This window comes from Brachybacterium paraconglomeratum (assembly GCF_003994255.1).
Taxonomy (GTDB): domain Bacteria; phylum Actinomycetota; class Actinomycetes; order Actinomycetales; family Dermabacteraceae; genus Brachybacterium; species Brachybacterium conglomeratum.
In genome coordinates this window covers 17587-43528 of sequence record NZ_ML133865.1, presented here as the reverse complement: position 1 = coordinate 43528, position 25942 = coordinate 17587, and the positions used below count along the sequence as shown (strand labels likewise).

Annotated in this window: 18 protein-coding genes and 1 pseudogene; 7 read left to right on the top strand and 12 right to left on the bottom strand. The window is 68.0% G+C overall.

Annotation, left to right across the window (positions count from 1 at the left end; genetic code table 11):
• The coding region (locus DS079_RS16400; protein ID WP_206516188.1) for a hypothetical protein at positions 1-656 on the top strand (656 nt) is incomplete at its 5' end.
• Between the two features lie 99 nt (positions 657-755).
• Here the strand turns inward: DS079_RS16400 and DS079_RS16395 are convergent.
• Positions 756-2840, bottom strand: a complete 2085-nt coding sequence (locus DS079_RS16395; protein WP_206516187.1) for a GmrSD restriction endonuclease domain-containing protein — start codon at positions 2838-2840, stop codon at positions 756-758.
• A 230-nt stretch (positions 2841-3070) separates the two neighbouring features.
• Between DS079_RS16395 and DS079_RS16390 the strand changes: the two genes are divergently transcribed.
• On the top strand, positions 3071-4258 hold the full coding sequence (locus DS079_RS16390) for a PD-(D/E)XK nuclease family protein (RefSeq protein WP_126988845.1): 1188 nt from the start codon (positions 3071-3073) through the stop codon (positions 4256-4258).
• A 334-nt stretch (positions 4259-4592) separates the two neighbouring features.
• Positions 4593-5756, top strand: coding sequence for a hypothetical protein (locus DS079_RS16385; RefSeq protein ID WP_126988844.1), 1164 nt, complete (start codon positions 4593-4595; stop codon positions 5754-5756).
• On the opposite strand, the gene DS079_RS16380 is transcribed toward DS079_RS16385, so the two are convergent.
• The 6 genes from DS079_RS16380 to DS079_RS16355 form a co-directional block, all read right to left on the bottom strand.
• Positions 5693-6070, bottom strand: a complete 378-nt coding sequence (locus DS079_RS16380) for a hypothetical protein (RefSeq protein ID WP_126988843.1) — start codon at positions 6068-6070, stop codon at positions 5693-5695. The two genes, DS079_RS16385 and DS079_RS16380, sit on opposite strands and share 64 nt — an antisense overlap.
• Before the next feature lie 340 nt (positions 6071-6410).
• Positions 6411-8882, bottom strand: a complete 2472-nt coding sequence (locus tag DS079_RS16375; RefSeq protein WP_126988842.1) for a PfkB family carbohydrate kinase — start codon at positions 8880-8882, stop codon at positions 6411-6413.
• 12 nt (positions 8883-8894) lie between these two features.
• Entirely contained in the window at positions 8895-10661 is a 1767-nt protein-coding gene (locus DS079_RS16370) for an ABC transporter permease (RefSeq protein ID WP_126988841.1), read from the bottom strand.
• Positions 10658-11749, bottom strand: a complete 1092-nt coding sequence (locus DS079_RS16365; protein ID WP_126988840.1) for an ABC transporter ATP-binding protein — start codon at positions 11747-11749, stop codon at positions 10658-10660. Before DS079_RS16365 ends, DS079_RS16370 begins: the two co-directional genes overlap by 4 nt.
• Before the next feature lie 72 nt (positions 11750-11821).
• Complete coding sequence (locus DS079_RS16360) at positions 11822-12895, bottom strand: substrate-binding domain-containing protein (RefSeq protein WP_126988839.1); 1074 nt, start codon at positions 12893-12895, stop codon at positions 11822-11824.
• A 31-nt stretch (positions 12896-12926) separates the two neighbouring features.
• A complete protein-coding gene (locus tag DS079_RS16355) occupies positions 12927-13880 on the bottom strand; it encodes an ROK family protein (RefSeq protein ID WP_164736305.1) in 954 nt (317 codons plus the stop codon).
• Positions 13881-14486: 606 nt separating this feature from the next.
• Between DS079_RS16355 and DS079_RS16350 the strand changes: the two genes are divergently transcribed.
• Positions 14487-17105 carry a sugar-binding protein gene (locus DS079_RS16350; protein WP_164736304.1) on the top strand — a complete coding sequence of 873 codons (2619 nt, stop codon included), beginning with the start codon at positions 14487-14489 and terminating at the stop codon, positions 17103-17105.
• Between the two features lie 382 nt (positions 17106-17487).
• On the opposite strand, the pseudogene DS079_RS16345 reads toward DS079_RS16350, so the two are convergent.
• A pseudogene (locus DS079_RS16345) lies at positions 17488-18201 on the bottom strand (oleate hydratase); the annotation flags it as partial.
• Between the two features lie 362 nt (positions 18202-18563).
• Positions 18564-18827: a hypothetical protein gene (locus DS079_RS16340; RefSeq protein ID WP_126988836.1), complete on the bottom strand. Its 264-nt coding sequence runs from the start codon at positions 18825-18827 to the stop codon at positions 18564-18566.
• A gap of 81 nt (positions 18828-18908) precedes the next feature.
• On the opposite strand from DS079_RS16340, the gene DS079_RS16335 reads away from it, so the two are divergent.
• Positions 18909-20651, top strand: a complete 1743-nt coding sequence (locus DS079_RS16335; RefSeq protein ID WP_126988835.1) for a DEAD/DEAH box helicase — start codon at positions 18909-18911, stop codon at positions 20649-20651.
• A gap of 42 nt (positions 20652-20693) precedes the next feature.
• On the opposite strand, the gene DS079_RS17195 is transcribed toward DS079_RS16335, so the two are convergent.
• The gene (locus tag DS079_RS17195; protein ID WP_164736303.1) at positions 20694-20876 is read right to left on the bottom strand and encodes a hypothetical protein; all 183 of its coding nucleotides are present in this window, start codon (positions 20874-20876) and stop codon (positions 20694-20696) included.
• A gap of 87 nt (positions 20877-20963) precedes the next feature.
• Between DS079_RS17195 and DS079_RS16330 the strand changes: the two genes are divergently transcribed.
• Complete coding sequence (locus tag DS079_RS16330; RefSeq protein ID WP_126988834.1) at positions 20964-22448, top strand: C69 family dipeptidase; 1485 nt, start codon at positions 20964-20966, stop codon at positions 22446-22448.
• Between the two features lie 163 nt (positions 22449-22611).
• A complete protein-coding gene (add, locus tag DS079_RS16325) occupies positions 22612-23622 on the top strand; it encodes an adenosine deaminase (RefSeq protein WP_126988833.1) in 1011 nt (336 codons plus the stop codon).
• A gap of 36 nt (positions 23623-23658) precedes the next feature.
• Here add and dld read toward each other — a convergent pair whose 3' ends face one another.
• Both dld and DS079_RS16315 read right to left on the bottom strand, forming a co-directional pair.
• Complete coding sequence (gene dld / locus DS079_RS16320) at positions 23659-25368, bottom strand: D-lactate dehydrogenase (protein ID WP_126988832.1); 1710 nt, start codon at positions 25366-25368, stop codon at positions 23659-23661.
• A 158-nt stretch (positions 25369-25526) separates the two neighbouring features.
• Positions 25527-25928: a GNAT family N-acetyltransferase gene (locus DS079_RS16315; protein ID WP_126988831.1), complete on the bottom strand. Its 402-nt coding sequence runs from the start codon at positions 25926-25928 to the stop codon at positions 25527-25529.
• Positions 25929-25942 lie beyond the last annotated feature (14 nt).

Here is a 25942-nt window from a genome sequence, read left to right as displayed (position 1 = left end):
TGGGGCACGTCGAGGTCTTCCAGATGGCGAGCGTCAGAACTTCCATCATCGGGAGACCTCGACGTCTATCCCGGCACCGACGCGCCCACCCCGTGACCCGCACCTACACCCTCAGATGCGAAGAGCCTGAAAACCAAGGACGAATCGACGAGCACATGGCTCTAATGACGGAGCACGAGGAACAATCGCGCAACGTCCTGGCTGCGGTGGGTGTCAATGCCACGGCTTCTGACTACGAAGCATACGCAACGGCACAGGCGAAGATCGCGGACCGTTGGCGCATAGCAGCAGTCGTTGCGTTCACGATCGCCGCATTCTACTTCCTCACTGCAGCGGGGATGTCATTTTTCGGTTTCGGAGGCGAATCGACCTGGTGGGAGATGGTCTTCCAGAAGATCGGGGCACCTGGCGGCGCCGCTGCCGTCGGCTACTTCCTCCAGCGTGAATCCGCACAGCACCGCAAGCAAGAGCGAGAGGCGAAGCAGGTGCAACTCACACTGACTGCGCTGGAACCCTTCATTGCGAACCTGGAGCCTGTTGAGCAGCGCAGCATCCGCATGGACACTGCCCGTGACATCTTCACTCGTAAGCGCGGAGCCTCGATCCCAACGGGCAAGGCTGATCAGTTGGAGGCCGCTGCCACCGCCACGGAATGACAGAGTCGGGATTGATGCGCGTTCAGGTATCAGCGACCCAAGCTCCATTCTTCGGGAGTCGCGTCACGCAGTGGGCTGATCGAGCCAGAGCCCAGAAGGTCAACTCGCCACTTCGCCTCGTGGTCCGCTCGCGACGACATCCGCCAGCGGAGCGATGCCGCCGTCCTTCTCGAGTGCCCAGAACTCGAAGCCGCTGACGTTCGTGACCTCGAGGTACCGAGCGGCTTCGTCGAGGCTGTCGAACTCGTGGACTCCGTCGATCTGAATGGTCCCGTCCTCGGTGACAACTGCATCGACGACCCACTCCGGGTCGACAGGGTCGAGCTGATCTCCGGGCACGAGATAGCCGCCGTCGAGAAGCGTCGCGAGGCTCGCTTCATCGGCCGCCGCCTCCGCAGCGAGGTCCAGGGAGCCCGCGAGCGAGCCCTGGCCGTCACAACCCAGGCGCTCGAACGCATCGCGAGTGACCTGAGCGATCAGCTTCCGCCGCTGTGCCAGGAACTCTTCGTAGGGCAGCAGATGCCACTGGTCCGGCAAAGCATGCCAGTACCGCTGCTTCTTCATCCACGTCCCGTCGCCGCCACGTTCACTTTCCAGCTCCGGCCAGTAGTCAGCCGGCGCACGATCTGAGATCTGCACGTTCGTGTGCCAGTCCGTCGGCGCGAAATTCGCAACCTGGTTGATCCTCTTGGTGTCAGTGATACCGAGCACCTTCTCCTGGTAACTCCGTGGAACCAGGTGATGACCCTCCTGCCCCTTCACCGCCGGGAGCGCCGGATCCATCCACTCGCGAACCTTCATCCGCAACATGAACATGTCAGCGTCCAGATAGTTCAGCGCTGCGAGGTAACACTGATAGACCGGCGAGAGCTTGTAACTCGATGACACCAGAGACTGCGGCGCGTTGAACTCCCAGAAGTCGTTCGTGACCGAGATGGAGATCGTCTTGTCCACGAGTGTCGCGAACTCGTCGGCGTCACCTGCGGGGATCTCCGCGAACATGTCGAGGTCCTTCTGGATCTGCGACTCGCTCGACCCTGTGTACCTTCCCGTCAACTGGGACATGAAGAACCAGCGCGCGATGAGGGTCCTGAGACGCACAAGTTCGACCGAATACCGCGTACGGCCAAGCAGGAAGATCACGTAGCTCGCGACGATGTTCATGTTAGACGTGATGCCCGCATGAGAGCGGAAGCCCGCGATCTGGATGGATCGGATGAACTCGGTCCAGTTGATGCGATCAGTGACAATCGGTAACGCCTGGCGCAGCTTCTCGAGCTCTCGCTCCTGCTTGTCTCCGTCAACCTGCCCCGTGGCACGGTCCTTCGCCTGGAGGTTCGCGTAGGCGTCAATCAGCTTGGCCCGGTTCTGCCCGAGAGCAACCATGGCACGCACGAGATGCCCCGTCTCCACAGCCAGGTACGGGTTCTTCGGCGTCCAGGTCACGCGCTGACCTGCGATCTCCGAAGCTCGTTCGGGCGTCATCCGGGACGCCCTCGCGAATTGCTCGATCTGGTCGCGACCGTCGGGCCAGAAGACGCTGAGCCAGGTGAGGATGTAGTCGTATGCCTTGAGGTTCATTCCCTCGGAGTTGATGCGCACGAAGACGTCGGCGACCAGTCTCTTGTCGACGTCCTTCTGGATGTGGACGACCTCGAACTGGTACTGCTTCAGCCCCTCGAGTTTCTTGAATACCTCTCCCAACCTGCGTTTGTCGTCCCTGGCGAGGTTCCGACCTGCATCCTCGAGCCCCTCGAGGAAGTCCTCTTGCGCGTCGTAGGGAGACCGGAAGACGGTAGCGATGTCGTGGATCCACTCCACCGATCGCTCCGTGGCCGCCGTGGCCACCTCAAAACGTTCGGTGTAAGGATGGAAAGCGATCCTGATCGACTTGCGCCGGTAGTTGTCGTCTTGTACCTCCAACCCCTTCATCGCGGCATAGAGGCTCGTGAGGCGCTGCTGGCCATCGACGATCTGGTGGGAGGCCGAGATAGTGGCGGTGCCGGAGATCGCCCGGGTCGAGTCTTGCTCCGAGACGTCCCAGAACATCAATGTCCCGACTGGGTAGCCGCGGTACATCGAGTCGAAGAGGTCACGGACCTTGGTCGCAGGCCACACGAAGGGGCGTTGCAGATCCGGAAGACTGATGCTCCCTTGCTGGACTCCGGAGACCAGCTGATCCACTTGCCAAGAAACCGTTTTGAATATTGCTGCCACAACTCTCCTACGGACTGTCACGCCTGCTCACCTGCGGAGCCCGCCGCGATCCTTCGGGACGTCACCATTCCACATCACACGGTATGCCCCGCAACCTACCCGCACCACGCGCTGTCCCGCATCCACTGCCAGGATCTCCCCACCTCCATGCTCGCCGATGCCCTGTGTCGCTCGCCCATCGCCGTTACTCTCGATTCATGGCTGCCCCTCCCGCCATCGCACCCGAACTCGTGACCGCACTGGTGCCGTCCCTCTCTCGGAGTCTGGCTGAGCAGTTCAATGTGTTCCGCGTGATGCACCACGGCACCCACGAGAAGCAGCTGTCGAACGTCTTCGCCTGGCTGCTCGATCCCGAGGGGACTCACGAGCTCGGAGATGCAGTGCAGGGGTTGTTTCTCGATCTCGTCAATGCGCACCTCCCCGCCGAAGTCCAGCTTCCGAGGTCCGGCTACGAGGTGGCCCAGGAGGTCGTCACTCCCGGGCACGAGGGCCTTCCCAACCCTGAGTCCGCCGATATCGCTGACATCCTGCTGTCCTCGCCGAGCGCGGCCGTGGTCGTCGAGAACTACGGGACGTCCGACGGGCACGGCCACGATTTTCACCGCTACCTCACGCTCGGCAGGGCCGGCGACCGCGACGCGGCGGTCGTCCTGCTTTGCCAGCGCCGCGAGAGGCACCACCAGCGCGACGGCTGGGAGCAGGCAGCCGCGATCACCTACGCCGAGCTGTTGGACGCCGTCCGCTCGCACACGACCAACGACCGAGCGTGGACGAGGAAACATCCCGACCAGCACTTCTTTCTCCGCCAGCTGTTCGAGCACTTCGTGGAAGGACCCGCAGCGATGAACACCGACGACACCTTCGCCTTCCTCACCGCGATGTGCGAGACGGGTGAGTCCGCGCGATACGGCTATCAGCCCCATCACCGCGCTGCAGAGGAGTTCGGCGACCTCATCGCGGCGCAGGCCCGCCGCCAGCTCCAGGAGAGTCGCGAACTGCTTGCAGAGACGAAGCGCAGGCTGGGTGCCTATGCCGACACAGTGCTCATGAAGCAGATCAACGATCAGCTCTCGACCGGACCGATCGATCAGGTCGTCACCCGCTTTGCCGGCCTGTGGACGTGGGGCGTCGAGCTGCGACGCACCGCGGGCCATCCCACCGTCTTCCTCGTGTTCGGACCGACCGCGGTGATGGAGATGGAGCGAGTCCCTCGAAAACTCGAGAATCCCGACTACTCGCAAGTGTTCGTGGATCTCAAGGATCCGACCGTCGGCGGCCCCTCCCGCATCGCGCACACCGGCGTGAGCCTGGTCGAGGTGATGGAAGGTCTCCCGGCCGACGACGTCCGCCTGCGCGATGCCGTGCTGGCGATCTTCGCGGGATAGGTCGGCGAGCATTGCGTCCGGAATCCCCACGTGGCGAGGTGACCGGTGCGCTCCGCCCTCTCGTATCGACCTTCCGCCGGCAGAAGCTCTTCGCCTCGAGAACGTCGACTGATCGCTCATCGCCGAGCCGACGTCCGCCTCATCATCTCTACGGCAACTGCCCTGTGCCTGCGCTTCGCTTGCCCTCAGCCCCTGTTGGCGTTCCCGCGCTGCGATCCCTCCATACTCACCCGGGCTTCGCTCCCCGAGGCCGCGATCAGCGCTTGAGCGTCAGCCGGTGAAGTGTCGGCCCCAGATGAGAAGATGGATTCACCCCTTGAGAACTGGAGGCCCCGTGGATTCCTCGCAAGAAGCAGCCATCGTCCCGCTCGTCCCGCTCGCGTCGGAGCCGAGCACGGAAGCGATGCTGCGGATGCTCCTGAACCGCGAGGCGCTCCTCATCGATCACGTCCCCACAGCTACGAAGAGTGCACCGTCCGGGATGGTGGCACAGGGCACCGGCGCCTTTGCCAAGGCGATCAGCCAGGTCACGGCCCAGTTCAGTCGCGCAGAGACAGCCCAGGGGCTCTATCGCGTGTTCACGCCCACCGGTGCGATCGCCCGCGATCTTGTCCCTGCAGTGGGCGGAGGCTTCCGAGGACTGGTCCGCGGGACGGGGTCCACGAAGATCGCGGGCCAGGCCCGTCTCGTCCCTGCTGCGTCGGGGACTGGTGCGACCCTCGCCGCGGGTCCGCTCATCGCTACCGTCGGACTGGCGGTCGCCTCGGAGATGCTCGCGCAGCAGCAGATGAACAAGAAGCTCGACTCGATCTCCCGCGTGCTGGTGGACCTGCAGAACAGGGCGGACCAGGAGGAGCGGTCGATCCTCGCCACTGCCGGCCGTCAGGCGAGTCGGGTGGCCGGCTACCTGCTGGACCAGGCGAGCATTCCGTCCATCTCCTCCGCCGCCCATGCCTTCGGGGAGCTGGACACGCTGACCAGCAGCTACACCAGCCGCCTCAGCCGCTGGACCGACACAGTCGCCAAGCACACCGATGCCGACCGCGTCTACGCCCCCGATCTGATGAAGGAGCTGGTCGGCAAGCGCGACGATCCGACGGGCGACTTCGAGCGGATGGTCGCACAGACCTACGAGGCGCTCGCCCTCCGAGCTCGCGTGGTGGTCCTGGAGAAGGTAGCCGCTGAGTTCTCGAACCCCAACCGGTCCCTCACCCACGTCGAGGCGGTGCTGCGCAGCGAGCTCACCGATATCGCCGAGCAGCAATCACGGCTGGTGGGACTGCTCGAGGACCTCAGCGTCATGCAGCTCGATTCGAGCAAGGTCCCCGTCGCGTTCGCCGGCAAGGGCACGCTCACCGCACGCACGAGCTTCAGCCGGATGGCCCGAGTGCTCCACTCCGCACCGGACGGGATCCCGATCCTCTCCGAGTCGGATCAGACCATCCTCGAACTGGAGCCCGGTTCCGCCGGCATGAAGGTGGTCAAGCCCGCGGAGTGATCCGGGCAGCACGATCCATGGCACCGAGCCTCATGCGCCGCAGGACGTCCAACCTCGCGATGTTTCATCCCGACAAACTGCTCAACGAGGTGTTCCTCGGCACCGTTCCATGGAGCCTTCCCACTCCCGTCCACCACATCCACACGCTTCGCGATCACGCCGCCGACCAGAAGACTGACGGTCACGACGCCGAGCACTCCCCCGGCGGCCAGCGCCGCGACCCACGCCATGTTGATCGGCTGGGCGAGGCCGAGGCCCAGCCCGAACGGGACCATCACCGCGACGAGCAACGGTATCCAGCCGATCAGCCGCACGGCCCCATTGAGACGACCGCGATCGCGATCGTCCCCGTGAGCACTCGGTTCACTCCGAAGCGGTTCACCATCGGCTCGAGCAGGACGCGGCTGACGAGCGAGGTAAGGGCGCGGACCACGAGCAGCAGACTGACCGCCCGGCGTAGAGCCCTCGCTCGAGGCCGAGCACCGGGAGGTACACGGTGAACACGTCGATCGCGGACACTTTCATCAGCCCAGCAGACATCTCCTCATCCTCATCATGTACGGGCTGAAGACCCTCGGGGCCAGATGCCGGTGCCGTCATGCAAGAAGGTGCCCGGCCGAAGCCGGGCACCTTCCGCGCGCTCACCTCACTCGCTCAGCCGCGCAGGGAGCGCAGATGCTGATCCCTCTCCTGGGGATCCAGGGCGACCAGCTGCGACGCTGTAGCGACTGCCGTCTCGAGCGCCTCACGAGCACGCACCCCCCTGCTGAGCACTCCGAGGAAGACGGCATTGAAGCTATCTCCCGCTCCGGTCGTGTCCCGAACCTTCACCTCAGGAGCAGTCACGCGATACAGCTCCTCCCCACCGCACAGGAGACCGCCTTCTGCACCCAGCTTCGCCACCACCAGTGCCCCGGAGCGCACGGCGAGATCGCGCGCCGCGTCCTCGACGTCCTCGAGGTCGGTGAGCCCCCGCAGCTCGCTCTCGTTCGGCAGGACGATGTCGGTATGGGGCAGGACGTGCTCGAAGAGCTCGTCACGGAAGTCGTCGCTCCATCCGCCATCCGGGTGGCCGGTGTCGACCGCGGTGGTCGCTCCGCTCCTCTGTGCCTCGCGGAGGAGCGAGGCCGCCGACGCGCCTTGAAGCTCCGGAAGGAGGAAGTACCCGCTGAACAGCACGTACTGCGCCTGGAACGCCTCGGGGGGCAGGTCCTCCGAAGCGAACGTGCCCATCGCACCGAGCGACGAGAGGAAGGAGCGTTCACTGCCCTCCTCCTCTGCGACGACCGTCAGCCCGGAATCCGTCGATGGTGAGCTGATCAGATCGAGTGCAAGCCCTTCGGTCTCCGCGAGAGCGCGCACCATCCGCCCGGAGGCGTCGTCTCCCACCTTCGCTGTCAGTCGAGCAGCGAGGCCCAGCTGTGCCGCACGCTGAGCGGCGATCGCGGCCGATCCTCCCAGCCGCACTTCGATCTCCGGCACGATCTGCTCGGTTCCCGCCGGCGGGAACGACGTCGCCGCATGGACGATGACGTCGAGGTTCGCATTGCCGATGACGCTGAGCGTGCACGCGGTGGATGCAGTTCCGACCAGGTCAGTTACGGTAGTGAGCAGCCGCTCACGAGCGTCGGTCAGCAAACGCCGCCGTTCCTGGAACTGCGCCGACAAAGAGCGCTCCCGCTGCTCGGCGTGCTGGAGGGCGACCGCGATGGCCTGCCGTCCCGGGGACCCGGGCTGCTCGCGCTCGAGGATCCTTCGCGGGTCCCGTCCGGAGGAGAGGACCAGGTCGCGCAGAGACCCGTCGTCGTCGATGCCGGCTCCAGCGAGTGCTTCCTCCACCTGGTCCGCACTCCACGTGGTCGGGTCCCCCTGTCGGAACAGCGTTCCCACCACGTCATGAGCGCTGCGCCAGGGCACCGACTGACCGGCGAGCGCCTCGGCCACCGCGGTGGTCGTGGCGCCGGATCGGACGATGTCCTCATCGGAGGGGAGGTCGGCGGGCTCGATCTCGAGCGTGAGCCCGTCGAGCAGGCGCACGAAACGGATGATGCGCTCGGTGGAGGACCACAGATGCTTCTGGACATCGGTGGTCGCGTTGTTCGAGTCCTCGTACCAGCCGGCGGCGATCGTCGTGAACACGGCATTCGCCTCCCCGTTGGCAGCTCCGGACATGGAGACCAGGTGCTCGAGCACCACGGGGTTCTTCTTCTGCGGCATGATCGAGGAGCCCTGGGTGAACTCGTCGGGCATGCGCACCCAGCCCAGGTTCATCCACTCCTGGAGCACGCGCGCCCAGCGAGCACCGGTCGACGCGACGCGCGCGTGCAGGCCGGCGAGTCTCATGAAGTGCTCGGCGCCGGCGACTGCCTCGTAGGAGGCGGTGAAGGAGCTCGAGAACCCCAGCAGATCGGCCACGCGCTGCGCGTCGATCGCGATGTCCGTGCCGGTGAAGGCGGCGGAGCCGAGCGGCGAGACGTTCATCTCGTCGTAGACGGACAGCAGCTCCTCGGCCTGCGAGAGCATGGCTTCGGCAAGGCCCGAGAGGACGTGGGCGATGGTGGTGGGCTGTGCCGGCCGGCGGTGCGTGTGCCCGATGAGCAGGGCATCCGCCGTGCGCGCCGCGACCTCCTCTAAATCGCGGACCGTCTGCAGGAGGATCTCGGCGAGATCCAGGATGCCCCGGCGCAGGATCATCCGGAAGACGCCGGCGTCCAGGTCGTTGCGGCTGCGGGCGAGCTGGACGTCCAGGTCCGAGGTGCTGATGCCGCATGCGGCGGCGAGCTGCTGCTCGAGGTAGTAGTAGGGATCTTCCACGGATCCGTCGAAGGGATGCGAGGCGACGCGCGGGCGCCAGTCCTCCGACGACTCTGCATCGCCCCACCTCTGCCAGAGGGTCAGCAGCCCTCGCAGCAGCCGATCCGCGCGGGGCTCAGGGAGCGCCTTCGTCTCGCGCAGCATCGTGACGTGCGCGAGGCTCGCCTCGACCATCGCGGGCAGATCGTGCGGCGCCGACTGCTCGAACGCGACGCGGAGATGGTTGTCCCAGTAGATCGACAGATCGTCACGGTCTCGCAGCGGCGCGCGATGGCCGGCCTCGGGCTCGGGTGCGGTGTTGTACTGCGTCAACAGGGTCTCCTCTCACGCAGCGGTGGCTGCGGCGGTTTCAGCGATGTCGCCGGTGCGACGACGACGGCGAGTGAAGCGTCCCGGCTTCTCCAGGACCTCCGAGATGATCAGGACGATCAGGATGGCGAGCACCTGGAGCGAGCCGTAGGCGAAGGCCGTGCCCAGATCATTGGCGTACTGACGGTTGTAGATCTCCACCGAGAGCGGCACGAAGCGGGCCGGGTAGATGACCACGGAGGCAACGTACTCGCCGAAGCCCTGGACGAACGCGAGCAGCGCACCGGCGATCACACCGCGCGCCATGAGCGGCAGCGTGATCGTGCGCAGGGTCCGGAGAGGTCCGGCACCGAGATTCTGCGCGGCCTCCTCCACGGAGGGATCGATCTGGGCGAGCGACGCGGCGGCGTTGCGGAAGACCAACGGCACGAAGCGGATGAAGTACGCCAGCGGCAGGATCCACAGTGACCCGAGGAACACCTGTCCGAGGTTGAACGGAGTCGGGGACGCGAACGCGGTGACGATGTTGATGCCCACGACCGTGCCGGGCAGCGCCCACGGCAGCATGATCATCAGGTCGAGGACTCCCGCGCCCTTGCCCTTCCACCGAGCGATCACCCAGGCGGTCAGCACCCCCACCACGATCGACGCGGCCATCGCGACCGCCGACATCTGGGAGGACACCAGCAGCGGCCGCAGACTGCGCGGCTCGGTGAAGATGTCGATGAAGTTCTGCAGCGTGTACTCGGGCGGGATGATCTGCGTGGTCCAGGTGCCGTTCACGGTGAAGGCGAGAAGCACGATCGCGGCCACGGGCGCGGCGAGGACCAGCACGATCACGGCGGAGCCGATCGCGGCGAGGATCTGAGGGAGGATGCCCTGAACGGTCTTGACCGTCTGCGGCGTGCCCTTCGACATCGAGCGGGTCAGGCGTCGGTTCTGATACCAGCGCATCAGGAGAAGGAACAGGATCGACACCACCGACAGCACTGTGGACTGCGCCGCCGCGAGATCGTAGGCGCCGGAGGTCTTGGCCGCGACGATACGCATGGTGAGCGTGTTGACGTTGTAGAACTGCGGCGCGGTGAAGGACGCCATCGACACCATGAACGTCAGGAGCGCGCCGGAGACCAGCGCAGGGGTGAGCATCGGGAGGAGCACGGTGCGCCACATCGTCGAGCGGCTCGCTCCGAGGTTCATCGCCGCCTCCTCCAGGGACGCGTCGCTCCCGGAGAGCCCTGCGCTCACGGACAGGTAGAAGTACGGGTACATCGTGAGCGTGTGCACGAGCATCACCCCAGCGATCCCGTCGAAGGACAGGGACGACGCGGGGACGCCGGTCACCTCGGCCAGCACGCGAGGGATGATCCCGCTCGTGCCATAGAGGTAGTAGAACGAGAGCGCGCCGATCAGCGGCGGCAGCGCCAGCGGCAGCAGCGCGAAGACCTTCAGCACGGAACGTCCGGGGAAGCTGAAACGGGTCAGCAGCACGGCGAGCCCGGTGCCGACCACGCCTGCGGTCAATACCGAGGCCAGCGAGATCCCCACGGAGAGCACGAGGGCCTGCCGCGAGTTCCCGGAGACGAAGTCGGCATAGGCCGCGCCGCCGTCCTCGGCCGATGTGAACACCGTCGCGATCATCGGGAAGACGATGTAGACGAGCAGGATCAGCACCAACGGGATCGCGAGCACGTAGACGAAGCGGTCCGACGCGGTGAGTTGCAGGCGATTCCGGCGTGGCTTCGGCGCGGTGGCCGCGGCGGGACGAGCAGTGAGCGTCATGGCGCCACCACCCAGGTGCGAGCAGTGTCGGGGCGAAGCAGCACCTCGTCGCCAGCTTCCGGAAGGTCGTCGGTGTCGGGGATGGTCGCCAGCAGATCCTCGTCGCCGTACCGCAGCCAGATCACACAGCTCGACCCGGTGAACTCGGTCATGCGAACGGTCGCGCGCACGCCTCCTACGACGGTGCCGCTGCCTTCGGGGACCGCTTCGATGCGCATCGTCTCCGGCCGGACCGAGAGGGCGACGGCATCACCCCCGGCGACCCGTGCGGAGAGGGTCCCCTCCGACACCGGCGCCTGAAGCACCTCGCCCCCGTCGAGTCGGACGGAGAGACGCTCGGTCCCGGCCTCCTCGACGGTCCCGGAGAGCACGTTGGACCGGCCGATGAAGCGGGCCACGAAGCTCGTCGCAGGTCGACGATAGATCTCCCGAGGCGCCCCGACCTGATGCAGCACGCCCGCGTTCATCACGGCGATCCGGTCGGACATCGCCATCGCCTCGGACTGGTCGTGGGTGACGTAGACGCTCGTGGTGCGGGCGCGCTGCTGGATCTGGCGGATCTGTGCACGGGTCTCCTCGCGCAGCTTGGCGTCCAGGTTCGACAGCGGCTCGTCGAGGAGCAGCACGGACGGCTGGATCACCAGGGCTCGTGCGAGCGCCACTCGCTGCTGCTGTCCGCCGGAGAGCTGATCGATGCGGCGGTCCGCGTACCCGGTCAGCCCCACCATCGCCAGCGCCTCATCGATGCGAGAGCGCTTCTCGGACTTCGCGACCCCTCGCATCGAGAGTCCGTAGGCCACGTTCCCGGCGACGTCCATGTGGGGGAACAGCGCGTAGTTCTGGAAGACCATGCCGGTGTCCCGCCGGTGCGGGGGCAGGTTCGTGACGTCGCGCTCGCCGAAGCGGATCCGTCCCGAAGTGGGGTTGATGAAACCCGCGATCATGCGCAGGGTGGTCGACTTCCCGCAGCCCGACGGTCCGAGCAGCGTGAAGAATTCACCGTCCCCGACCGTCAGGGTGAGGTCGTCGACGGAGGGCGTGCTGCCGCCGTAGACCTTGGTGACGTTCTCGAGGTCGACTGAGTTCATAGGTTCCTCCGAAGATGAGGGCAGGGGCCCGCCCCGCACGGGCCTGGCCCCTGCCGTTCCAGTGCTGAGCGTTCAGCCCTTGCCCTTGATGCTGCTGGCCCAGTGACCGATCCACTCGTCCTCGTTCTCGGCGATGCGGTCCCAGTCGAGTTCCATCTCCTCGAGCCCGAGCTCGGCGAGCCACTGCGGCTCCTCCTCGAGCTCGATGGCGGGGATCTGGAAATGCTCCTCGGCCATGGCCGTCTGCACCTCGACGCTCATCAGGTAGCTGATGAAGGCATCCGCTCCGGCACCGCCAGGGCCACCGGCGATCTTGGCGAGTCCGTCGACCAGCATCGGCGCCCCCGAGGAGGGGACCACCGCATCGAACATCGGGAAATCCCCGTTCTTCTGCAGCATGATGTCCTGCAGATTCCACAGGGAGAGCGCAGCCTCCTGACGGCTGACCCGCTGGTACATGTCCGTCGGGTTCGCGGCGTAGGTGGCGGTGTTCGCATCGAGTCCGCGCAACCACTCGTATCCGGCCTCGGCGGAGCCCTCGTCGTCATAGAGACGATCGATCATGGCGCAGTAGATCGCGCGCATGGTCCCGGAGGCCTCGACATCGCGGATCACGATGTTGCCCGCGTACTCCGAGCCCAGCAGGTCGTCCCAGTCAGCGGGGACCTCATCACCGCTGATCATCTCGGTGTTGATCATGAACAGCTCCGCCAGCAGCATCTCGCCGACCCAGAGCCCCTCAGGGTCCCGGTATTCCTCGGGCACCGCGTCGATGACCTCCTGCGGCGCCGGCGCCAGGATCCCGTCGGCCGCTCCTTGGGAGAGCTGCTGACGAGTGCCGCCCCACCACAGGTCCCCCTGCGGATTGGACTTCTCCGCTCGCACGCGCTCGAGAGCCTCCTGCGCCCCGAGGGTCAGGACGGTCGCCATGCCCTCCCACTCCGGGTTCGCCGCCTCGAAATCTGCGACGACCTTCTCTGCGAGCTCGCTGTCGCGAGCGGTGTAGATGGTGAAGGGCACCGGACCGCCCTCCCCGCCTCCCTCGCTGCTCCCCGAGCCACCGCCCCCGTCCAATCCGCAGGCAGCCAGAGCCGCCGTCGCGCCGACCAGTGCGGTGCCCTGCAGGTACTTACGTCGGTTGAACATCGTTCTCTCCTTTGAGTGGTGTTTTCAGTGGTCAGGACAACAGTTCTTCGGGAGGTTCCTTGTCGGGCCCTGCCGTCGACCGGTGCGGATCAGGGTGCTCCTCGTCCTCCGGGAGGAAGATCCATGGAGCGCTCTGCAGATGCGAGATCGCGCCGTTGACGATGGCACCGTCCCCCAGCTCCGCGAAGCAGACCTCGATGGGCGAGGGGCTCCCTGCGAGGACCTTGGCCGACAGCGCGGCCCGGGATGACACGGAGAGGTGGACGGCGCCGCCGGCGAAGACCACTCGCCCGGGATTGATGACGCAGGTGAGCACGATCCCCGCGTAGGCCCACGCGTCCATCGCTGCATCCAGCAGGACTCGCGCCTCCGGCATGTCGCTGCCCTCGAGCGCTTCGACGACGTTCGTCTCGGCTGCATCGATGCCGATGTCTTCTGCTTTGCTGCGCAGTGCGGAGACGGACCAGTTCGACTCGAGGGGACCGAACGCGCTCCCCCCGCTGCTCGGAGTCCCGTTCCAGGGCAGGAAGCCGATCTCGCCGGCCGAGCCCGACACGCCGCGGTGGACCCTGCCGTCCAGCACCAGCGCGCCGCCGATGCCGTCCCCGACGAAGATCAATCCGAAATCTTTGACGTCCTGGGCAGCCCCTCCCACCGCCTCGCCGAGAGCCAGGAGGTTCACGTCGTTCTCGCCGATGGTGTGAAGGCCGGACGCCTCTGCGACGACGTCCTGGAGCCGGCGATCCGTGGGCTGTCCGAGCGCCGGCGCGAGAGACACATCGCCCTCGGCGGAGACTACCCCGGGCAAGGAGATGATCGCGCAGGTCGAAGGCGACTCCGCGGCCCCCTGGAGAGCGTCAATGGCGTTCAGCACGGAGGCCAGAGGCCGCTCCGGGTCGAGACGTCGACGCACCTGCACATGAACCGTTCCGGAGAGATCGACCTGGCGCGCGACGAGATGGCCGGAGTCCACCGAGATCAGCATGAGCAGGACGCTCCGTCGGTCGAACTCGAGCATCGTGCGTCGGCGCCCGCCGGTCGATCGGCCGCGGCCGGTCTCCATCACGTGTCCCAGCCGCATGAGCATGCGGATGGATCCGGTCATGGAGGACTGCGAGTATCCGGTGAGCGCCGCGAGCTCTGTGCGAGACATGGTCCCGTGCTCCAGCAGGGCACGCACGACGCTCTGCAGGCGCTTCGAGCCCTGGGCGCCGTTCGCTGCGGGCGGGGTCACCATCGACATGCTTACTTTATAGCCTGCAGAAAGCTGTGGAGCAAGAGCCTCTTGCCGCTGGATCTCTGGTGCTCAAGCGCACTGGGCTCGGTTGACGACGAGAGGACCGTCGGGGTCGACCACTTGTTTCAGGTGCTTACTTCAGGCTATGAAGTATGAGGGGCGCCACGCCGAGGTGGTGCCTGAACCTCGGAAGGGACATCCATGGAACAGCATCGTCACTGGTCATCCGCACGACCTTCCCGGCGCAGGGTGCTGCAGGCCTCAGGCGCTTTCAGTCTGGCCGCAGCATTCACCGGCACGAACCTCACCCTCACTCCCGCAGAACGCGCTCTCGCGGAGGAAGGATCGGACTCCGTGAAGCTCAATATCCTGTTCATCGGGGCCCATCCCGACGACGAGGCCAGCACCCTCGCGGCGCTCGGGCAGTGGGGAGAGCTCCACGACATGAAAGTCGGCGTCATCACTGCGACGCGCGGCGAGGGCGGCGGAAACGCCGTCGGGCTCGAGGAGGGGCCCGCACTGGGGCTCATCCGCGAGGCGGAGGAGCGAGATGCCGTCGGGCTCGCAGGCATCGAGCACATCTACAACCTCGACGCCCTCGATTTCTTCTACACCGCCAGCGCACCCCTTTCTCGGGAGGTGTGGGGCGGGGAGGAGCTGCTGGGCCGCATCGTGCGCGTGGTGCGCGCGACCCGCCCGGAGATCATCGTGACCATGAATCCCTCGGCCGTCGAGGGCAACCACGGCAATCACCAGCAAGCGGCGATGTACGCCCTCGAGGCGTATCTCTGCTCCGGCGACCCGTCCGTGTTCCCCGAGCATCTCGAGGAGGGCTTCGCGGCGTGGACACCGCAGCGCATCTTGCGGAGCGGGGCGAACGGCACCGGCACGACCGGTCCCGACAGCGTGGCCGAGGGCTACGTCCCGACGGTCGAGAGCGACCTCGTGTTCGGCTGCTGGGACGGCACTCCCAGCGAGGCCCACGGCAAGCGGTGGTCCGCGATCAAGGATGAGGCCATCTGGACCTACGAGACGCAGGGGTGGGCCGAGCGCGAGGGCAGTCCGTCAGATCCGGAGAAGATCGCGAGCACGTGGATGACGCTGCTGCACACGCGAACGCCTCTGGTGGATCCTACGAGCGGCGGCGACGCCGCCCTGCGCGGCGCCACCCTGCCGATCGACGGGGGCCTGCCGCTGGGGACCCACCTGGAGGTCTCCCCTGAACGCTACGAGTTCGTCGCCGGCGACCCGCTCCCCGTGAAGGTGGTCGTCACCGCGCCTCAGGGGGAGGGCCTTTCCGCAGGGACCGTCACACTGCAAGGGCCGAACGGATGGACGGCGAGCGATGCTCGAGCCCTGCCGGCTCTCGACGCCGGTGAGAGCACCTCCGTCTCCTTCGACGTCACCGTCGACGCATCGGTCGAGCCGGGGACCACCGCGCGGCTCGAGGCGACTGTGTCGATCGAGGCCGAGGGCATGGCCGGCACCTCCAGTGCACCGGTGCGAGCCGCCGGGGCCCTCGAGGCGAGCATCGAGCCGCTCGAGGAGATTCGCGAGTTCCGCGAATGGACGGAGAACCTTGACCTCAAGCATCTCGACGCGCTCGTGCCGGAGCTCTTCGCGGTCGGCCAGGGACGCAATCGGGACCTCGGAATCACCATCAGGAACTATTCGACGCGGCCTCACAACGGCTCGGTCGAGATCACGGTCCCCGATGGCTTCTCCGCCACGCCCTCGACTCTCGAGGTCCCGACCATCGACGCCGGTGACAGCATGCAGTCCACCGTAGAGATCGCCAACACCGACGATTCCGTCCCGACCGCGAACCGCGGGCAGGACGGGGGTGCCTGGCAGGTGAAGCTACTCGCTGAGGCCGAGGGCTTCAGATCCCGGCGGACGGCGACCATGAACCTCGTGCCGAGCCGGGCCATCGAACCAGCCACCACCGCCCCTGTGATCGACGGGGTCCGCGACGAGGAGGAGTACCCCGGCGAGCCGATCCCCGTCGACACGATCTGGGACCCGGTCAGCGCTGCAGGCAGCACCACGGAGTCAGTGAGCGGCGACTGCTGGCTCACCTTCGACGACGAGAACCTCTACGTCTTCGTCTCCGTCACCGACGATGTGAGGGGCACCATCCTGCCCGTCGACGACAACAAGCGTCAGCGTCGCACTGATTCCGTGGAGATCTACGTGGACCCGCGGGGGAACGCTGCGAACACCGCGGAGACGTTCATCGCCGGGATCATGCCCTCGATGGGCTCGATGACCGGACCGCCCGGAGCAGGTCGGGACCGCGACAATCACCAGGGAGTCGCCGAGGAGACCGCGCCGGGCATGGAGGTCGCCGTGACCATGGCGGACAACGAGGAGGAGTACTCGGGCTACGACCTCGAGGTCAAGATCCCCTTCGACGTGCTCCCGGACGCCATCGATCCTCGCCACATGGGCTTCAACGTCCTGATCAACGACTCCGACACCCAGAATCAGGCGGCGCAGGTGCGGGTCGGCTGGTCCACGTTCGCCGGCGTGCGCGCGGACCCTTGGCGATGGGGGCAGGTCTCTCTCGAAGGGCTGGAGGATGCGGGCTCCGAGCCGAAGGACGCCGTGCTTCCGTCGACCGCAGCTCGGTCGGTGGACTCGCCGCTGTCGATCATCCAGAGCGCCGGGGACCGTGTGCCGCTCGGCGGCCACAGCCCCACCAGCCCTCATCTGGAGATCGTGTCGGTGGAGAGGAAGAAGGACCGCATCACGGCAGTGGTCCATGCCCCGGTGAAGGGAGCGGCGAAGCTCTTCGTCTGGGACGGCGAGAACGTCCTGGCCGAGATGGAGCGGAACATGCCCGCGGGGGAACGGCGCGTCAACATCCGTGTGCCCGGCCTCCCCTCTGTCCTCGAGACGACCGAAGTGACCGTTCTCGCGTCCTTCCAGTCCGAGGACACGGTCTCCGCCGCTGCGCGGAGGCTCGAGTGAGCCTCGGCTCCCTGACGTCGCCCGCACTGCGTCGGGGGAGGGCTCGCCCGTCGTGAACGGCGTCGCCGGCGAGGCAGGCCGGCCGTCGAGCTGACGAGGCTCACCGATCGACAGTCCTGGGCAACCTGCCCGGGGCTGTCGATCGATCGTCGGTGCTTCGGGAGTGGTCCGTGGCGCGACGCTCGCGGGCTCTATCACCGTTCCGGGGACGCGGTGCCTCTGGAAACTGACGCGCCGAACGGCGCAGGCCGGGCCGCCCCCCCCAGAACGGCGGTGCAGAGCTCTGGAACGAGCTGCCCGACACCTCCTCTAGCCCACGCGCAAGCAGACCGGACGCGCCCCGGGACCGCCCCGAGGCGCGCCCGGCGGGCGGACGCGAGGCTCAGATCAGGCCGTGCTCCTCGAGGAGCTGGCCGATCTCTCCGTGCTCGAGCCTTCCGCGCAGGTAGCTGCGCAGCGGGGCCGGGCCGGGGATCTCCACCTTCTTGCCCTCGCGCATGCGCGCCGAGGCCTCGAGGAGGTCGCGCACGTCGTACATGGAGCCCCAGGGCTCCGGCACGCCGCGCTCCACGTCGAGGAGTTCGTAGACGGCCTCCATGCCGGTGCGCGCCGAGTACTCGGTGGTGAAGATCGTGTCGCGTCCGGTCTCCGCGAACTGCCCGAGGAACGCGAAGTTCACGGCGCCCTCCGGGACGACCCGGGGCCGATCCCCGGCGTGCCGGGGCATGAAGAAGCTCGTCACGTAGAGCATCATGACCGGCACGCACCGCGCGCCCGTCGCAGCGAGCTCAGGGATCTCCTCCACGGGCACTCCCAGGTGGCAGAGCCACTCCTGGGTGATCTCCTCACCGGTGCACTGCGACAGGGGCTTCTTCACGTAGTCGCCGCTGACGTCGACGAACAGGCCGTAGACCCAGGCGACGATCTGATCCTTCGGCTGCTTCTTGAAGTGCGGCTGGCGGTTGACCGTCCAGCTCAGCAGCCAGGAGGAGTCCTCGGCGGTGACGACGCCGCCGGTGGCCACGCGGCCGCTGAACGGATCGCGCTGGGCGATGCGCTCGATGCAGGCCGGGATGCGCTGATCGAGCGTGCGGACATGCCGCACCGCCAGCGGGTCCTCGACCACGTCGATCGCCTCGGAGAGCAGATCGCCAGGCGCCTGCAGGACGGCCGGGTCGACGCTTCCGGTGCGGTCGGAGCGGCGCGGGATGGTGCGACAGGCACTGCCGGCGAGGCGCCCGGTGCGGCTGCGGCGGCCGGCACCCGGCTCATCGTCGCCGGGGTGCTGGCCGAGCTCAACCGTTCCCGGCAGAGACGAATCGACGGCGAGGACATCGATGAGGCGCTGCACCGACTCGTCGAACTCGTGGTGGCAGGGGCGAGCCCCGCCCGGTGGCCCGGAAGCCGTCCTCGGGCGCACCGCTGTGAGCGATCAACGTCGCTCACAGCGGGCGGGCCTCATGCCTGCTGCGAGTCGCCCCCGGCATGCCGGGAGGCGTCGGACTCCTCCGGCTCGAAGGTGTCCTTCGAGCCGACCGTGCCGCCGACGCCCTCGTCGTTCAGCTCATCGAGGTCGGTGTCCGAGGAGGCGGCGTCCTGGGAGGAGCGCGACGCTCCCGCGTCGGCGGGATCCTCCGGGCCACCCTGCGGGGAGATGCCTTGGTCCTCCGGGTGGGGATTCGTCTCGTCGTCATCGGGGTGGTACAGCGGGGTGCTGCTCATGTCCGAACCTCCTGAGATGGGGTCGTAAGGACACCTACCTTCTCACCGGCACACGCCGCCGCGCCCCGCTAACCTCGAGCGGTGCCCACCTCCCGCCGCTCCCCCTCCACCCACCGCCGCAGGTCCTCGCGCCGCCGCTCCGGGGGCTCCTCCCGCTCCACCCCGCGCGAGCTCCCCTTCGTCGGCCCGGGCGAGCGGCTGTGGATCCTCGACGTCCCCTACGGCACACAGGTCGAGGGAGCCTCCTGGCATCCGGCCGTGAAGATGCACGTGCACGTCGGCCGGATCCTGCCTGCGCACCTGGCTCCCTACTCCCCCGGCCCGCACACGCTGGGCCGCTTCTTGGAGAACCTCCACAACCCCGGCTCCCCCGCGCCCGTCCCCGAGCCGGCCGACGGCTTCGAGCCGCGGCAGAACCAGTACGAGGCGGCCGACGCGATCGCGGCCCGTGCGGAGGCGGGCGGGCGGATGTTCCTGCTGGCCGACGAGCCGGGCGTCGGCAAGACGATTTCCGCCGTGCTCGGCGCGTCCGCCGTCGGCGATCTGCGCGGCGCGGAGCGGGTGCTGGTGGTCGCGGACCGGCCGGCGGCGATCACGATCGGGCACTGGTGCCGCACGATCACGGCGCTCGGGGACAGCGGCCTGGAGTGGGTGGTGATCACCTGGGACCGGCTGGAGAAGGTCGCAGGCCACGACTGGGACGTGATCATCGCCGACGAGGCGCATGCCCTGCGCCGCACCACCACGAAGCGGTGGAAGCTCTGGTCGCGGATCTCCGGGCACACCCGCTCGCACGACGCGGCGCCCTTCGTCATCGCGACGACGGCGACGCCCGGACACACCCCGCTCGAGCTGCCGTACCTGGCCCCCGCCTACGCGCAGTCGCACGGGGAGCCGATGACCGCCTGGGCCTCGGCCAAGGAGCCCGCGAACACTTTCACCTCCGCGCTGGAGCGGCACGGGGTCGGCCTGGAGAAGGGCCGCTACGGCGCGACCTGGACGACGGATCCGGCCCGTCGGGCGGAGGATCTCGCGCGGGTGCGCAGCTGGCTGACGGACGACGAGCCCGCCGCGATGCTGCACCGCGCAGCACCCTGGGGGCCGGTGCCGATCTCCGGGATGCCGGTCGCGCTCACCCCGGCCGAGCGGGAGGCGTACGAGGCGGAGTGGGGAGAGTTCTGCCGCGAGATGGACCTCGCGCGCCGCGGACGGAACACCGCGAAGGGTCGGGCGGCGCTGCTGCGCTTCCGGCAGAAGGCGGGACTGCTTCGCGTCGATTCGACGGCGCAGTGGATCGCGCAGCAGGTCGAGGCGGAACGGCAGGTGGCCTGTTCGGTCGAGTTCGTGAGCACCGCCGCCGACCCGATCACCGAACGTCTCCAGGACTCGGGGATCGAGGTCGCGACGATCTATGGCCGGGACCGCTTCGACGTCGAGGCCGAGCGGCTGCGCTTCCAGACCGGGGAGGCGCCGGTGTGCGTGTTCACCACCGTCGCCTCGATCAGCCTCCACGCCGGGGAGACCCTCCCCGGCGGCAGGCAGGCGAGCACGGAGCCGCGGGTGGGGATCTTCCACCAGGCCCGCTTCTCCGGCATCGCGGGCCGACAGGTCACCGGCCGCACCCACCGCGACCACCAGGTCTCCCCCTGGCACATCGCCTACGCCGAGGACACCGTCGAGGAGCAGGTCAGCAAGCTGATGGTGGAGCGGATCGCCGCCGCCTCCGACACCGTCGGCGGCGACACCGAAGGCCTCAGCGACGTCGCGCAGCTGCTCGGCGCGGACTGGCTGCCGACGGCGAGCCTCACGGAGGGCAGCGCCTGACGGGCGGGCCCGCTGTGCGCACTACCCCGCGACTCTGCGCGCTCAGCTGAACAGGCGCAGGATCAGTAACGGCAGGCGCCACAGGAGCTGTGCCACGCCCGCGATGAGGTCGAACAGCTCCAGGAACAGGGACGCCCCTTCGCTCCGGGAGAATCGTGCTCGTCCCTTGCTTCGCCGTCTCATCGCTGCTCCGCTCCCCCACGACGCATCGGTGCCGCCGGACACGGCACCATGGTGCGGACCACCCTATGTCGGGAGCAGTTCTACGGTGGAGAACGCACACCGTCCCCGCGCCCCAGGAGCCACCCGCCCATGCCCTGCACCACCCTCCTCGTCGGCCGCCGTGCGAGCGCCGACGGCTCCCCGCTCGTCGCCCGCACCGAGGACTCTTCGGCCGGCAGCTTCGATCCGAAGCGCGCCGTGGTGGTGCGTCCCGAGGACCAGCCGCGCAGCTACACCTCCGTGCTCGGCGGGCGCACGATCGAGCTGCCCGAGAACCCGCTGCGCTACACCGCGATCCCGAACGCACTGCCGGACGAGGGGATCTGGGGCTGCGCCGGGATCAACGCGGCGAACGTCGCGATGAGCGCGACCGAGACGATCACCTCGAACCCGCGCGTGCTCGGCGCGGACCCGCTGGTCGAGCGCAGCGGGGGCCAGCCTGGCGGCTTCGGCGAGGAGGACTTCGTGACCCTCGTGCTGCCCTACATCCGCTCGGCCCGCGAGGGCGTGGAGCGGCTCGGGGCGCTGCTCGCCGAGCACGGCACCTACGAGATGAACGGGATCGCGTTCAGCGACGCGGAGGACATCTGGTGGCTGGAGACCGTGGGCGGGCACCACTGGATCGCGCGGCGCGTGCCCGAGGACCACTACGTGACGATGCCGAACCAGCTGGGCATCGACTCCTTCGACCTCGCCGACGCCGAGGGGCCCGGCCGCAACCACCTCGCGAGCCCCGACCTGCGAGCCTTCCTGCGCGAGCACCACCTCGACCTCACCCTGCGCGAGGACGGGCAGCGCGAGGACGTGTTCAACCCGCGCGAGGCCTTCGGCTCCCACACCGAGCACGACCACGTCTACAACTCGCCCCGCGCCTGGTACATGCAGCGCACCCTCAGCCCGCACGCCGAGGACTGGGACGCCGGGCGCCCGGGCGCGAGCCCCGACTCCGACGACCTCGCCTGGAGCCGCAGGCCTGAGCGCCTGCTCACCGTCGAGGACGTCAAGGACGTGCTCAGCACCCACTACCAGGGCACCGTCTTCGACCCCTACTCCCCGCGCGGCACCGACGCGGAGCGCCGCGCCTTCCGCCCCATCGGCATCAACCGCCACAACGCGCTGGCGATCCTGCAGATCCGCGGCGACCTGCCCGCCTCGCATCGCTCGGTGCAGTGGATCGCCTACGCTTCGCTGCCGTTCACGACGCTGATCCCGATGTTCACGAACGTCGAGGAGGCCCCGGCCTATCTCTCGACCACCGGCGAGACGGTCTCCACCGACAGCTTCTACTGGACCTCCCGGATGATCGCGGCGCTGGCCGATCCGCACTTCCACGAGACGATCCCGCTGATCGAACGCTACCAGCAGCGCACCCAGGCGCTCGGCCGCACCGCCGTCCACGCGGCCGACGAGGAGGCCGCCGGGGCCGGTACGGCGGGCGAGGTACCGGCCCTGCTCGCCGCAGCGAACACCCGGATCGCCGAGCGGATCCGCACGGAGACCGAGGCGCTGCTCGGCCAGGTGCTGTTCACGGCGAGCGAGGGGATGACCAACCGGTTCTCGCGGTCGGACGGGTGAGCGGCGCAGCACGGGCTCGCGCCCATAGGCGCGACGATGCAGACGTCCTGGGACGGACCTGACCGATCGACCCCGTACTGCCGTGATCCCACCGCGCTGAAGTGCAGCGAGCCTCCTATCCTGGCCGAGTCCTGCCCTGTGACCTCGAGGAGACCGCCCCGTCATGCCCAGCTACGATCGCCCGTTCATCGATTCCCTGCCGAAGGCAGAGCTCCACCTGCACATCGAGGGCACCCTCGAGCCGGAGCTGAAGCTCGAGCTGGCCCGCCGCAACGGTGTCGACATCGGGCAGAGCACGGTGGAGCAGGTGCGTGCGACGTACGACTTCACCGATCTCACCAGCTTCCTGGCCGTCTACTACCCCGCCATGGAGGTGCTGGTCACCGAGCAGGACTTCTATGACCTGGCCATGGCGTACTTCGAACGCGCCGCCGCCGACGGAGTGGTGCGCGCGGAGATCTTCTTCGACCCGCAGGCCCACACCAGCCGCGGCGTGCCCTTCGCCGCCGTGGTCGACGGGCTCTGGTCGGCTGTGCAGGAGGCACGAGGCCTCGGCGTGGAGGCCGCGCTGATCATGTGCTTCCTGCGTGATCACAGCGTCGAGTCGGCCGAGGAGACGCTCGCGGCCTCGCTGCCCTATCGCGACCGGATCCTCGGGGTGGGGCTGGACTCCGACGAGCGCGGCAATCCGCCTGAGAAGTTCGCCGCGGTCTTCGACGCCGCGAAGCAGGCCGGCTACCGCCTGACCATGCACTGCGACATCGACCAGGAGCAGTCGATCGCGAACATCGCCACGGTGCTGCACAGGATCGGCGTGGAGCGCATCGATCACGGGACGAACATCCTCGAGGACGGCTCCCTGGTCGCCGAGGCGAAGGAGCGCGGGATCGGGTTCACCTGCTGCCCGCTGTCGAACTCCTTCGTCACCGAGCAGATGAAGGGTCAGGAGATCACCGACCTCCTGCGTCAGGGGCTGAAGGTCTCGGTCGCCTCGGACGATCCCGCTTACTTCGGCGGGTACGTGGGCGACAACCTCGAGGCGCTGGCCATCGCCCAGGAGCTCAGCCGCGAGGAGGTCGTGCAGGTGGCCCGCAACTCGCTCGAGATCAGCTGGGCCGACCCTCAGCGCGTCGACGCGTGGGTTGCTCAGCTCGAGGAGATCGCCGCGCGATGAGAGGAAGGAGGGGCGCGGCCGGTCCGGCCGCGCCGCTCACCCCCACCCCTTCTTCGCCGACGTCTCCCCCACCCCGGCGTTGAACATGTTCAGCGGGTCGAGCTCACGGTAGTGGGCGACCAGCTGATCGGGGGCCGGGTAGATCCGGCCGAAGTTGTGCTCGGCGGGGACCGCAGCGCCGCGGTCCACCAGCAGCTGCGTCATCCGCTTCTTCAGTGCGACCGGGTCCACGCCCTTCTTCGCCACATGATCCTGGTGCAGGACGTGGCAGAAGAAATGGCCGAAGTAGGCGCTCTCGAGCAGCTGGTCCGCGATCTCCGCGGGCAGTCTCTCCAGCCAGTCCTCGTCGTCGCGGCGCAGCGCCACGTCGAAGGTGACCATCGCCGAGGCCTCGGCGCGGTGCATGACGAAGCAGCGGCTCGCGGCGCTGGCGACGCCGAAGCGGATCAGGGTCGCGCTCTGGGCCTCGTCGGCGTCGCACTCGAAGAAAGCACCCTCGTGCTCCGGCTCCGCGAAGAACTCGCGCAGGAGCTGCTGCGTCGCCTCGCGCTCGCTGCCGCTGACCACCAGCAGCAGGTGGTGGTCGAAGCGGTCGCGGAAGTCGGTCAGTCGGCGCGGGATCCTCTCCGGCACCAGGGAGAAGAGCTTCTGGGAGATCGCATCGGCGGTGGCGGGCCCGAAGCCGGGCAGCTTCGCGAACACGCCGTTGGCCCAGGCCTTCAGCGCGAACATGCGCACCAGGGTGGCGGAGCCGGCGTGCTTGAGGGAGACGTAGGTGTCCTTGCCGTACTCGGTCGCGAGGGAGAACGCGTGCGCGCTCATGTACTCGCCGGAGATCGGCAGCGGGCCCTCGGCGGCGAGGATGCGGCGGCGCAGCGCCTCGAGATCGGAAGGGCGGTCGGTGCCGATGTAGAAGGTGGCCTTGTCCTTCTCGAGCGGGAAGGTGCGGGTGCGCACGGCGAACACCATGATCTTGCCGGCGTTGCCGGAGGCCTCGTGGAGGAAGGTCGGGTCGGCGTTGAAGCGCGCCGGGGTGTCGACCAGCTGGCGCACGTGGTCCGCGTAGTCGGTGCCGGTGGAGTCGGGCGGCGGCGGGGTGACGTCGGCGGCGTCCCAGTCCCCGCGCTCGAGCCGGTCGAGGATGTGCGTGGGGTCGGTGCCGAGATCGATCCCGAGATGATTCACCAGGTGGATCCGGCCGTCCTCATCGACGCGCGCGAAGATCGCCTGCTCCGTATAGGCGGGGCCCTTGCGGATCTGGGAGCCGCCGGAGTTGTTCGCGATGCCGCCGACGACGGTCGCGCCGATGGAGCTCGAGCCGATCACCGAGTGAGGCTCGCGGTCGTGCGCGGCGAGCTTCTCCTCGAGCGAGAACAGGGTGGCGCCGGCCAGGCTGATCGCCTCGCGGGCATCGTTGATGAGGTGGATCCCGTCGATCCGCAGCGTGGAGAGGATGACGACGTCGCGGTCGTAGTCCTGGTCGCCGGGGCCGGAGCCGCCGGTGAGACCCGTGTTCGCGGCCTGGGTGATGACGATCAGATCGTGGTCCACGCATACCTGCAGCGCCCGCCACATGTCCACCAGCGAGCCGGGCCGCAGCACGGCGAGCACGTCACCGGCGCCGAAGCGGTCGCCCGTGGTGAACGGCGCGGTGGCACGCGCCGAGGTGAGCACGTGCTTGCGCCCCATGATCCGGGTGAAGGCCTCGACGGCCTCGGCCGATCGCTGGTTCCTCGGTGTGCGCATTTCCGGCTGCTCCTTCGCCTCGGGTGCTGCGAGCACGCTGCGGTGCTCGGGGCCGTCGCGACCCCTCGACAGCGTAGTCACCTGCGAGCGTCGCATGCTGGGCGGGCGCGACGACAGCGGCGTTCTCGGGCGGTGAGAGGCGCGGACGGCTGCTCAGCTCATGATGCCGTGCCGTCGGCCTCGCCGTTCACGGCGCGCACGGCCTCGAGGTGGACGGACTTCACCCGGTCCACGGAGTCCGCGAAGTCGTCGTGGCCGCGGACCCAGCGCGCGACGTACGGGCAGACGGGCACGATCCGCTTGCCCTGCTCGACGCTCGCGGCGAGCGCGCCGCGGGTGAGCACGCCGGCGAGCCCGCGTCCGCCGAAGGCGTCGTCGATGACGGTGTGGTAGAAGATCCGCTGGTCATCGGGGTTCTCCGCCGGGGTGGTGAACAACGCGAAGCCTGCCTGGCGGCCACCGACGAGGATGTCGAAGCGGTGCCTCCCGGGGTTCTCGCGCACCTGGACGGTCTCGTGGGCCGGGTCGACCGTCTCTGCGGGGGTGGTGTCCTCGGTCATCGGGGTTCCTTCCT